This is a genomic window from Bacillus cereus group sp. MYBK30-2, assembly GCF_051915945.1.
GTDB lineage: Bacteria > Bacillota > Bacilli > Bacillales > Bacillaceae_G > Bacillus_A > Bacillus_A paramycoides.
This window is the reverse complement of the sequence record NZ_JBQAFR010000002.1, coordinates 477,134-488,240: the sequence shown is the minus strand read 5'-3', so window position 1 is coordinate 488,240 and position 11,107 is coordinate 477,134. Positions and strand designations below refer to the sequence as shown.

Here is an 11,107-nt window from a genome sequence, read left to right as displayed (position 1 = left end):
GAGGGTTTTTTATGAAAGTTCGTATATTGGCATACATATTTATATTTTCTTTATATGTGGGTTTTGGCTCTTATTCAGTCTTTGCACAGGATAACTTGCATGAAGAGATTCGAAAGCATGCAAAACAGTACGAGATCATGCCGCAAAATGCGATGATTGATAAGATTTGGAAAGCGACGCCTGGGTATAATGGAAGACAAGTGGATATAGAAGCGTCCTATAATAATATGAAGAAGCTCAAGAAGTTTGATCACAAACAACTTGAATTTAAGGAAGTATCACCAAGTGTCCACTTAGCAGATTTATCACCAGCTCCCATTTATCGAGGACATCCAAATAAAAAAATGGTGGGATTAACAATTAATGTGGCCTGGGGTAATGAGTATTTGCCACGTATATTAGAGATATTGAAAAAACATGATGTGAAGGCGACTTTCTTTTTAGAAGGGCGTTGGGTGAAAGAAAATTTACGATTTGCAAAAATGATTGTGGATGCAAATCAAGAAGTAGGAAATCATTCTTACACACATCCTAATATGAAAACGCTATCTGCGGATGAAATACGAGATCAATTACAAAAAACGAATCGAATGATAGAAGCAGCTACGAATCAAAAAGTGAGATGGTTTGCCCCGCCAAGCGGAAGCTTTCGGGATGAGGTAGTAAAAATAGCGAATGATTTCCAAATGGGGACGATTATGTGGACTGTAGATACAATTGATTGGAAGCGTCCAGAACCGGATGTACTATTGCAGAGAGTAATGCGAAAAATCCATCCAGGTGCTATTGTGCTAATGCACCCTACTTCATCTACAACAGAAGCGTTAGATACTATGATTAAAAATTTGAAGGAACAAGGATATAAAGTGGGGAATATTACAGAATTACTAGATGAAAAACGTGTGGATTAAATACATTTGCATGACATTCATCTGTAAACTTGTTATCATTAAACAATAGCAATTATTTAGAGAAACTGGCAGTAGGAGGAAAGTTTTTGATTAAAAAATATACTTGTAAAAATGGTGTAAGAATTGTTATGGAGAATATACCAACTGTACGCTCGGTTGCGATTGGGATATGGATTCATGCAGGTTCAAGAAATGAAAATGAAAAAAATAATGGAGTTTCGCACTTTTTAGAGCATATGTTCTTTAAAGGGACAGAAACGCGAAGTGCAAGAGAGATTGCAGAATCATTTGATAGCATTGGCGGACAAGTAAATGCTTTTACTTCAAAAGAATATACATGTTACTATGCGAAAGTGCTAGATGAGCATGCTAAATATGCTTTAGATGTATTAGCGGATATGTTCTTTAACTCAACATTTGATGAGGAAGAACTGAAAAAAGAGAAGAATGTCGTATGTGAAGAAATTAAAATGTACGAAGATGCTCCAGATGATATTGTGCATGATATGTTAACGAAAGCAACATATGAAACGCATCCGCTTGGATATCCTATTTTAGGAACAGAGGAAACGCTTGAAACATTTACAGGTGATACGTTACGTCAATATATTAAAGACCACTATACACCTGAAAACGTAGTTGTATCAATTGCTGGAAATATTGATGAAGCATTTGTTCAAACTGTGGAACAATATTTCGGTAATTACGAAGGAACAACAAATCGTGAACAAGTACATAGCCCAATTTTCCACTTTAATAAAGTATCACGTAAAAAGGAAACAGAACAAGCTCATTTATGTTTAGGATATAAAGGCTTGCAAATGGGACACGAAGATATTTATAACTTAATTGTATTGAATAATATTTTAGGTGGTAGCATGAGTAGCCGTTTATTCCAAGAAGTACGTGAACAACGTGGATTGGCATACTCAGTATTCTCTTACCATTCTTCTTATGAAGATACAGGTATGTTAACGCTTTACGGTGGAACAGGCAGTCAACAATTAGATACACTGTATGAAACAATGCAAGAAACGTTAGATACGTTAAAAAATACAGGTATTACAGAAAAAGAGCTTGTTAATAGTAAAGAACAATTAAAAGGAAACTTAATGTTAAGTTTAGAAAGTACCAATAGTCGTATGAGTCGTAACGGTAAAAACGAACTGCTTCTTCGTAAACATCGTTCTCTTGATGAGATTATTGAAAGTGTAAATACTGTAACAAAACAAAATGTAGACGAATTAATTCGCAACATGTTTACCGATGAATTCTCTGCAGCACTTATTAGTCCAGATGGAAAACTGCCAAAAGGAATGAAACTTTAATCGGTTTTGTAATTCATTCGCTTTTGAAAATAACCGTATCTCTTTTATATGAGATACGGTTATTTTTTTTAGATATGCAGAATAGGTACTTATTATAGGATAACCTTCATGAAAAGTAGGATAGGGGGAGATTTAATGCGTTTAAGTGAATTAAGTGGCAAAGAGATTGTGGATTTAGAAAGAGCAGAAAAAATGGGAGTTTTAGGTCATACAGATTTAGAAATTGATGAGAGAGATGGACAAATACAAGCGCTTATTATACCTGTTGGGAAATGGGGAGGTTTTAAAAGAGAACAGCAAGAAATGAGAGTAGAATGGAGCAAAATAAAGAAGGTGGGACATGATATGATACTTTGTGATCTTACGAACCATTCAAAATCGGAGTGAAAGATGACCATTTTGGTTGTCTTTTTTTATTTTTATATAAAGTGAAACTTTAATCAGTGGGGGTTTTGTCCGTCCCCCACTGATTATTAGCCCACACCAATCGGGATAAAGAAGATAAATCACGTGTGCTTTTTGTTTTTCAATCACCTCAAACTCGTACATTACATATGATGTGGAGGAAAAAGAAAAAGTAGGCATTTTTCTTATAAATGAAAGAAAAAGAAGGTGAATTAGGGAATGTTGACTGAGATGCATATTGCTGTCATAGGAGGAGATGCACGGCAGCTAGAAGTAATTCGCAAGCTAGTCGAACTGGACGCGAAACTTTCATTAATAGGGTTTGAACAGTTAGATCATGGCTTCACAGGGGCAGCAAAAGAAAGTATACAAGATTTAGATTTCACTTCTTTAGATGCGATTATTTTGCCGGTTGCAGGGACGAATGCCAAAGGAGAAGTAGATACTATTTTTTCAAATGAAAAAGTTTCCATAACGAAAGAACAAATTGAAAAGACGCCAGAAAACTTTACTATATATTCAGGTATTGGTACACCTTACTTGGAAAATCTCGTGTCTACTACAAATCGCAAACTGGTAAAATTATTTGATCGTGATGATGTTGCAATCTATAACTCTATTCCGACTGTAGAAGGTACATTAATGATGGTTATTCAACATACTGATTACACAATTCATGGGTCGAATGTAATGGTTTTAGGATTTGGTAGAACTGGTATGAGTGTAGCAAGAGCCTTTCAATCATTAGGAGCACATGTCAAAGTTGGAGCGAGACGTTCGGAACATATTGCTCGTATTACAGAAATGATGTTTTCTCCTTTTCATATGCAAGACATTGAGAAAGAAGTAAGCAATATCGATATTGTTATTAATACAATTCCGCATCTCGTGGTAACGGCAAGTGTACTTTCACGGATGCCTGCTCACACGTTAGTTATAGATTTGGCTTCTAAGCCAGGTGGAACGGACTTTCGTTATGCGGAAAAGCGAGGCGTGAAGGCACTATTAGCACCTGGTCTTCCTGGAATTGTTGCACCGAAAACAGCTGGGCAAATTTTAGCGAATGTTCTTTCTCAGTTATTAATAGCAGATGCAAGTGCAAAGGAGGAGGATGAGAAATGAGTTTGAAGGGGAAACGAATTGGTTTCGGATTTACAGGTTCACATTGTACGTATGAGGAAGTTATGCCGCATCTAGAAAAGTTAATTGCAGAAGGTGCGGAAGTGCGTCCAGTTGTCTCTTATACTGTCGAATCAACAAATACTAGATTTGGCGAAGGGGCAGAATGGATTAAAAAAATTGAAGAAATAACGGGATTTAAAGCAATAAATTCAATTGTCGGAGCAGAACCATTAGGACCGAAAATCCCGCTAGATTGTATGGTAATTGCTCCTTTAACTGGAAATTCGATGAGTAAATTTGCTAACGCGATGACAGATTCTCCAGTATTAATGGCGGCGAAGGCGACGCTTAGAAATGGCAAGCCTGTTGTGTTGGCTGTATCGACGAATGATGCTTTAGGTCTTAATGGGGTAAATCTTATGCGCTTAATGGCCACAAAAAACATATACTTCGTCCCGTTCGGCCAAGATGCACCAGAGAAAAAACCGAACTCAATGGTAGCTCGTATGGAGTTACTTGAAGATACAGTATTAGAGGCGTTACAAGGAAAGCAATTGCAACCTGTTGTTGTAGAAAAATTCAGATATATGAATTAAAAAACGAAAAAAAACGGACAATTTTTGATGAAACCATCATTCTTACTGTAGAATATGATAAAATTAACGTTATTAAGATTAGAAGGGGCATCGTAGCTCCTTCTAATTCTAAGTTATAGAAGGATTGGTATCTAGAAAGGGGCATAGTGATGGAAAAGCAAAAAACTTTTCATGTCGCTGTAGTTGGAGCAACCGGCGCAGTTGGTGAACAAATGTTAAATACTTTAGAGAAACGAGAATTTCCAATTGGGAAGTTAACGTTACTTTCATCTAAACGATCTGCAGGTAAGAAACTTGTATTTAAAGGCGAAGAATTTACAGTTCAAGAGGCAACTCCTGAAAGTTTTGAAGGAGTAGATATTGCACTATTTAGTGCTGGAGGATCTGTATCGAAACAATTAGCGCCTGAAGCAGCAAAGCGCGGTGCAATTGTTGTTGATAATACAAGTGCATTCCGTATGACAGAAAACGTGCCACTTGTTGTACCTGAAGTAAATGAAAATGATTTAAAAGAACATAATGGTATTATTGCAAATCCAAACTGTTCTACAATTCAAATGGTAGTAGCTCTTGAGCCAGTTCGTCAGCAATATGGTTTAACACGAGTAATCGTTTCCACATACCAAGCTGTATCGGGTGCTGGTGCGGCAGCTATTGAAGAACTTCATGAACAATCACAAGCAATCTTAAATGGAGAAGAAGTAAAGGCGAATGTTTTACCTGTATCAGGTGACGAAAAGCATTTCCAAATCGCTTTTAACGCTATTCCACAGATTGATAAATTCCAAGATAATGGATTTACATTTGAAGAAATGAAAATGATTAATGAAACGAAAAAAATTATGCATATGCCTGAATTAGAAGTAGCTGCGACATGTGTACGTTTACCAGTTGTATCAGGTCATTCTGAGTCTGTGTACATTGAAGTGGATAAAGAAGGCGTAACAGTAGAAGAAATGAAAAACTTACTTGCAAATGCAGAAGGTATTGTACTGCAAGATAATCCAGCAGAGCAGTTATATCCAATGCCTGCTACTGCAGTAGGTAAAAACGAAGTATTCGTTGGAAGAATCCGTAAAGATTTAAATAATGATAAAGGGTTCCATCTTTGGGTCGTATCTGATAACTTATTAAAAGGCGCTGCATGGAATTCTGTTCAAATCGCAGAGCGCTTAGTAAAATTACAATTAGTGTAAACGGCTAAGAGAAGGTGCAAAATATGAAAATTATTGTTCAAAAATTTGGTGGTACATCAGTACGTGATGACAATGGGCGTAAGCATGCGCTTCACCATATAAAAAAATCGTTAGCTGCTGGTTATAAAGTAGTTACTGTCGTATCAGCAATGGGCCGTAAAGGTGAACCGTATGCAACTGATACGTTATTAAGTCTTGTAAATCAAGAGGAATCTAATATTTCTAAACGTGAGCAAGATTTATTATTATCATGTGGAGAATTAATCTCAGCAATTGTTTTCTCTAATATGTTAAATGAGAATGGTATAAAAGCAGCAGCGCTAAATGGTGCACAAGCTGGTTTTGTAACGAATGCGGATTTTACTAATGCGAAAATAGTTGAAATGAATTGCGATCGTATACATGAAGAGTTACAAAATGTAGATGTTATTGTCGTTACTGGATTCCAAGGTCAAACGAAAAATGGAGATACGACAACACTTGGACGCGGAGGTAGTGATACTTCAGCTTCAGCATTAGGTGTTGCGCTTCATGCTGAATATATTGATATCTTCACAGATGTAGAAGGTGTTATGACTGCGGATCCTCGTATCGTTAAAGATGCACGTCATCTTCAAACTGTAACGTATAACGAGATTTGTAACATGGCTTACCAAGGTGCGAAAGTTGTTCATCCGCGTGCGGTTGAAATTGCGATGCATGCAAAAGTACCACTTCGTGTACGCTCTACGTATTCTGATAGTGAAGGTACTCTTATTGCGGCATACGATGGTGCTACAAAAGGGCAAGATGTAGAAGAACGTCCTGTTACAGGTATTGCTCACGTATCAAGCGTAACGCAAATTAAAGTACTTGCAAAAGAAACTGCATATGATTTGCAACAACAAGTGTTTAAAGAGATGGCAAACGAAGGCATTAGTGTTGACTTAATTAACATTTCTCCTACTGGCGTAGCTTATACAGTAAATGATAGTGTATCAGCTCGTGCTGTTGAAGTCTTAAAACAACTTGGATATGAGCCAATTGTGACAGAACATTGTGCGAAAGTATCTATTGTTGGAGCTGGAATGGCAGGATACCCAGGGGTTACTGCGAAAATTGTTACAGCTTTAGCGGAAAAAGGTATTCAAATTTTGCAATCGGCAGATAGTCATACAACGATTTGGGTTCTTGTAAAAGAAATCGATTTAGTGGAGGCTGTAAATGCATTACATAGTGCGTTTGAGCTTTCAAAAGAAAAGCAACTGGAACAATAAGGAGTGAGACCATGATAGATTTTGGGACAATTGCAACCGCGATGGTAACACCGTTTGATATAAACGGCAATATCGATTTTGCAAAGACAACGAAATTGGTAAATTATTTAATTGATAACGGTACAACAGCAATCGTGGTAGGAGGAACGACAGGTGAATCTCCTACATTAACTTCAGAAGAAAAAGTAGCGTTATATCGCCATGTCGTATCTGTTGTCGATAAAAGGGTGCCCGTAATCGCTGGAACAGGTAGCAATAATACACATGCTTCGGTTGATTTAACTAAAAAGGCAACAGAAGTTGGTGTCGATGCAGTTATGCTAGTGGCGCCGTATTATAACAAACCGAGTCAAGAAGGGATGTATCAGCATTTTAAAATAATCGCTGAAAGCACTCCGCTTCCGGTTATGCTATATAATGTTCCGGGACGATCTATTGTACAAATCTCCGTTGATACAGTTGTTCGTTTATCAGAAATAGAAAACATTGTTGCAATTAAAGATGCAGGCGGCGATGTGTTAACAATGACAGAAATCATTGAAAAAACAGCGGACGACTTTGCGGTATACAGCGGTGATGATGGTTTAACGTTACCAGCTATGGCAATTGGAGCAAAAGGTATTGTTTCTGTAGCATCTCATGTTATCGGGAATGAAATGCAAGAAATGATTGCTGCATTCCAAGCTGGAGAGTTCAAAAAAGCGCAGAAATTACATCAATTACTAGTAAAAGTAACGGATGCACTATTTATGGCGCCAAGCCCAACACCAGTAAAAACAGCATTACAAATGGTTGGATTAGATGTAGGTTCGGTACGTTTGCCGCTTCTTCCATTAACAGAAGAAGAAAGAGTAACGTTACAATCTGTAATGCAATCTATTCCTCGTTAATAAAAATGGCCTAGTGAAAAACTAGGTCATTTTTATTTTGATTAAATATATGTGAGTGGTAAAAATCAGCAGGGGATGGCATAATATTGGTTAGAAACTGCTTACAGAGATAAGATGTTTTAGTAAAAATCGCTTCATGTTTATGTAAAGAACTTACATGTATATTTTTCCATTAAACTCCTATCTAAGTAGGAAAAATAGTGGGTACGATATGAAAAATTTCCTCGTAAATTACAACCTCACTTTAGCTTCTTCTCTAGTCTTTCGCATAATTTAACTTGTGTTCTATTTCTTGTATCAGGTATAATATGGCTAAGTAGCTTAGTACGGGTATGCTTAGCAAAATTGGAAAAAATTATGATTTAATGAAATTTTCATATCATATCGAATAAGATATTTGATTTATATAATGAAAGAGAGGTGAAACCTGGTTTAAAAAATAAACAAGGACATGATATCGCATAACGGTAAGGACATTCGTCTTGGACGGTGAATATATGGTGGTTGTAGAGTTTCCCCTGGTGTCTCTGCAATTTTAGTGAAATCAGTGTTTGCAAGATTTTTAAACCAGGCAACAACATGAAGAGAAAAGAGAATGAGTCTGTTAAAGTATTTGCTCTTGGCGGAGTAGGTGAAATCGGAAAAAACATGTACTGTGTTGAAATTGATTCTGAAATCTTTATTGTAGATGCAGGATTGATGTTCCCGGGAGATGAAATGTTTGGGATTGATATTGTTATTCCTGATATTACATATTTAGTAGAAAATCAAGAGCGAGTAAAAGGACTATTTATAACTCACGGTCATGAAGATCATATCGGTGGAATTGTTTATGTACTTCGTAAATTATCTATTCCAGTATATGCGACGAAATTAACGGTAGGACTTATACAAGAAAAGCTTGGCGAAGCAGGAATGTTAGGCCGTGTAGACTTAAAAACAATTGACTCGAATTCAACTGTTGAGTTTAATTCAACAACTGTGTCATTCTTTGGAACGACACATAGTATTCCGGATTCTGTTGGTGTTTGTTTCCATACATCAAAAGGTGCTGTAGTGTATACAGGAGATTTTAAATTTGATCAAACTCCAATCGGAAATAGTGGAGCGGATCTTGGGAAAATGGCTCAAATCGGAAATGAAGGCGTACTGTGCTTATTATCTGATAGTACAAATGCTGAACGTCCTGGCTATACTGGTTCGGAAAAAGAAGTTGGTATAGAGATTTCAAAAGTGTTCTATAGTGCAGAAGGTCGCCTTATTGTTGCTTCATTTGCATCGAATGTACATCGCATCCAACAAGTATTTGATGCAGCTGCCGAAACAGGACGAAAAGTAGCGGTAGTAGGACGTAGCATGGTAAAAGTGGTAGACATTGCAAGACGTCTTGGTTATTTAGATGTTCCAGAAGGTATGATTATTTCATTACAAGAAGTAGACAATTTCCCGGAGAAAAAGGTAGCTATTTTAACGACAGGTAGTCAAGGTGAGCCGATGGCAGCCCTTTCTAGAATGGCAAAGCAAGCTCATAAACAAATTTCAATTCGTAAAGGTGATACGGTTATTATTGCAGCTTCTCCAATTCCAGGAAATGAAATATCTGTATCGAAAATCATTGATTTGTTATTTAGAGCTGGAGCTGAAGTTGTTTACTACGGTGAAAGAAAAGTTCACGTTTCAGGTCACGGTAGCCAAGAAGAATTAAAACTGATGTTAAACTTAATGAAGCCGAAGTATTTTGTACCCGTACATGGTGAGTTCCGTATGCAAAAAGCACATGCATATTTAGCGGAAGATGTAGGTATTGCGAGAGAGAATATCTTTATCGTAGAAAAAGGTGATGTAATTGCTTTTGGCGACGATGAAGCAAACTTAGTCGGTAAAGTGCAAGCTGGCAATGTTTTAATTGATGGATTAGGTGTGGGCGACGTTGGTAACATTGTTCTTCGAGATAGAAAGATGTTATCTCAAGATGGAATTTTAGTTGTCGTTGTGACACTTGGTAAAGATGAAAAGAAAATCATCTCTGGTCCAGAAATTATTTCACGTGGTTTCGTATACGTTCGTGAATCAGAAGCATTAATCGAACGATCTACAGATATTGTACGTATGATTGTTGAACAATCAATTAAAGAGTATACAATTGAATGGTCTATGTTGAAACAAAATATTCGTGAATTATTAGGGCAGTTCTTGTACGAAGAAACGAAGAGAAAGCCAATGATTTTACCGATTATTATGGAAGTATAAAGAAGGTCACCTTTACAGGTGATCTTTTTCTTTTTCAACCCTATCGAATGAAATTTATAACTTAAGAAATAATAGTTATATACGAGTGAAAGGGGATGCGATATGACAGAACGTGATCGTTATACAAATGAAGAAAAGGAAGCTGAGCCGAAAGAAGCTTCTATAGTGGAGAAAATTCAACAGCTTGGACAAACGAATGTACCGCAAATGAATGAAGCACGTATTCATTGTTTAACAATCGTTGGACAGGTGGAAGGTCATGTTCAGTTGCCGCCGCAAAATAAAACAACAAAATATGAGCACATCATTCCGCAAATTGTCGCGATTGAACAAAATCCGAAAATTGAAGGCTTGCTCTTAATATTAAATACAGTTGGAGGTGACGTTGAAGCTGGGCTAGCAATTTCTGAAATGGTGGCGTCACTTTCGAAACCAACTGTATCTCTTGTTTTAGGAGGAGGGCATTCAATTGGTGTACCGATTGCTGTCTCGACTGACTATTCATTTATTGCCGAAACAGCTACGATGACAATTCATCCAATTCGTTTAACAGGTCTTGTTATAGGTGTGCCGCAAACATTTGAGTATTTGGATAAAATGCAAGAAAGAGTCATTCGATTTGTGACAAAGCATTCGAAAGTAACAGAAGATCGCTTTAAAGAACTTATGTTTGCGAAAGGGAATTTGACACGAGATATTGGGACAAATGTAATTGGTGGAGATGCAGTGAAGTATGGTCTTATAGATGATGTCGGTGGTATTGGGAGTGCACTTCGAAAATTAAACGAATTAATTGATGCGCGCATGGACGATCATACAGAAGGGACAATGCTACAATGATCTTATATACAATTATGCCAGAACAACTTGTATATCCGGCCGATTATTCACAGTGCGAAAGCCAAAAAGTTGTAAATATAAACGGTGTAGAATTAATGGTCTCTGAAGAGGATCATCAATGTTATTCTATTGTACGGGTGTTAAGTACGAATCCATCTCACTACTTAGAATTTGAGCCTGGGCAGAAAATAACCTTTTAGTAAAAAGAAGGATTTTGTTTAGAAGCTATGGTATAATATAAAAAACAAGACGGTTGAGCAGCCATGAGTAGGCTGCTTTCTTCTGTTTATTTAACATTTTACAAGAAGTGTAA

Annotated in this window: 11 protein-coding genes; all 11 read left to right on the top strand. The window is 36.9% G+C overall.

What is annotated here, in order from left to right; translation table 11 throughout:
- Positions 1-11 precede the first annotated feature (11 nt).
- The 11 genes from ACTFQM_RS14020 to ACTFQM_RS13970 all read left to right on the top strand — a co-directional run bounded on the left by ACTFQM_RS14020 (position 12) and on the right by ACTFQM_RS13970 (position 10,994).
- On the top strand, positions 12-911 hold the full coding sequence (locus ACTFQM_RS14020) for a polysaccharide deacetylase family protein (RefSeq protein ID WP_002173080.1): 900 nt from the start codon (positions 12-14) through the stop codon (positions 909-911).
- Positions 912-997: 86 nt separating this feature from the next.
- A complete protein-coding gene (locus tag ACTFQM_RS14015; RefSeq protein WP_002173079.1) occupies positions 998-2,239 on the top strand; it encodes a M16 family metallopeptidase in 1,242 nt (413 codons plus the stop codon).
- A gap of 135 nt (positions 2,240-2,374) precedes the next feature.
- The gene (locus tag ACTFQM_RS14010; RefSeq protein WP_048371618.1) at positions 2,375-2,626 is read left to right on the top strand and encodes a YlmC/YmxH family sporulation protein; all 252 of its coding nucleotides are present in this window, start codon (positions 2,375-2,377) and stop codon (positions 2,624-2,626) included.
- A 237-nt stretch (positions 2,627-2,863) separates the two neighbouring features.
- Positions 2,864-3,766, top strand: a complete 903-nt coding sequence (dpaA, locus tag ACTFQM_RS14005; protein ID WP_002173077.1) for a dipicolinic acid synthetase subunit A — start codon at positions 2,864-2,866, stop codon at positions 3,764-3,766.
- Entirely contained in the window at positions 3,763-4,362 is a 600-nt protein-coding gene (gene dpaB, locus ACTFQM_RS14000) for a dipicolinate synthase subunit B (RefSeq protein ID WP_002173076.1), read from the top strand. Before dpaA ends, dpaB begins: the two co-directional genes overlap by 4 nt.
- A 149-nt stretch (positions 4,363-4,511) precedes the next feature.
- The gene (gene asd, locus ACTFQM_RS13995) at positions 4,512-5,558 is read left to right on the top strand and encodes an aspartate-semialdehyde dehydrogenase (RefSeq protein ID WP_002173075.1); all 1,047 of its coding nucleotides are present in this window, start codon (positions 4,512-4,514) and stop codon (positions 5,556-5,558) included.
- A 23-nt stretch (positions 5,559-5,581) separates the two neighbouring features.
- Positions 5,582-6,814: an aspartate kinase gene (dapG, locus tag ACTFQM_RS13990; protein WP_071718913.1), complete on the top strand. Its 1,233-nt coding sequence runs from the start codon at positions 5,582-5,584 to the stop codon at positions 6,812-6,814.
- An 11-nt stretch (positions 6,815-6,825) separates the two neighbouring features.
- The gene (gene dapA, locus ACTFQM_RS13985) at positions 6,826-7,704 is read left to right on the top strand and encodes a 4-hydroxy-tetrahydrodipicolinate synthase (protein WP_071718914.1); all 879 of its coding nucleotides are present in this window, start codon (positions 6,826-6,828) and stop codon (positions 7,702-7,704) included.
- A 579-nt stretch (positions 7,705-8,283) separates the two neighbouring features.
- Entirely contained in the window at positions 8,284-9,954 is a 1,671-nt protein-coding gene (locus ACTFQM_RS13980) for a ribonuclease J (protein ID WP_025148357.1), read from the top strand.
- A 102-nt stretch (positions 9,955-10,056) separates the two neighbouring features.
- On the top strand, positions 10,057-10,794 hold the full coding sequence (gene tepA / locus ACTFQM_RS13975; RefSeq protein WP_025148358.1) for a translocation-enhancing protein TepA: 738 nt from the start codon (positions 10,057-10,059) through the stop codon (positions 10,792-10,794).
- The gene (locus tag ACTFQM_RS13970) at positions 10,791-10,994 is read left to right on the top strand and encodes a YlzJ-like family protein (protein WP_002173070.1); all 204 of its coding nucleotides are present in this window, start codon (positions 10,791-10,793) and stop codon (positions 10,992-10,994) included. The genes tepA and ACTFQM_RS13970 overlap by 4 nt, the downstream gene beginning before the upstream one ends.
- The last annotated feature ends 113 nt before the right edge of the window (positions 10,995-11,107 follow it).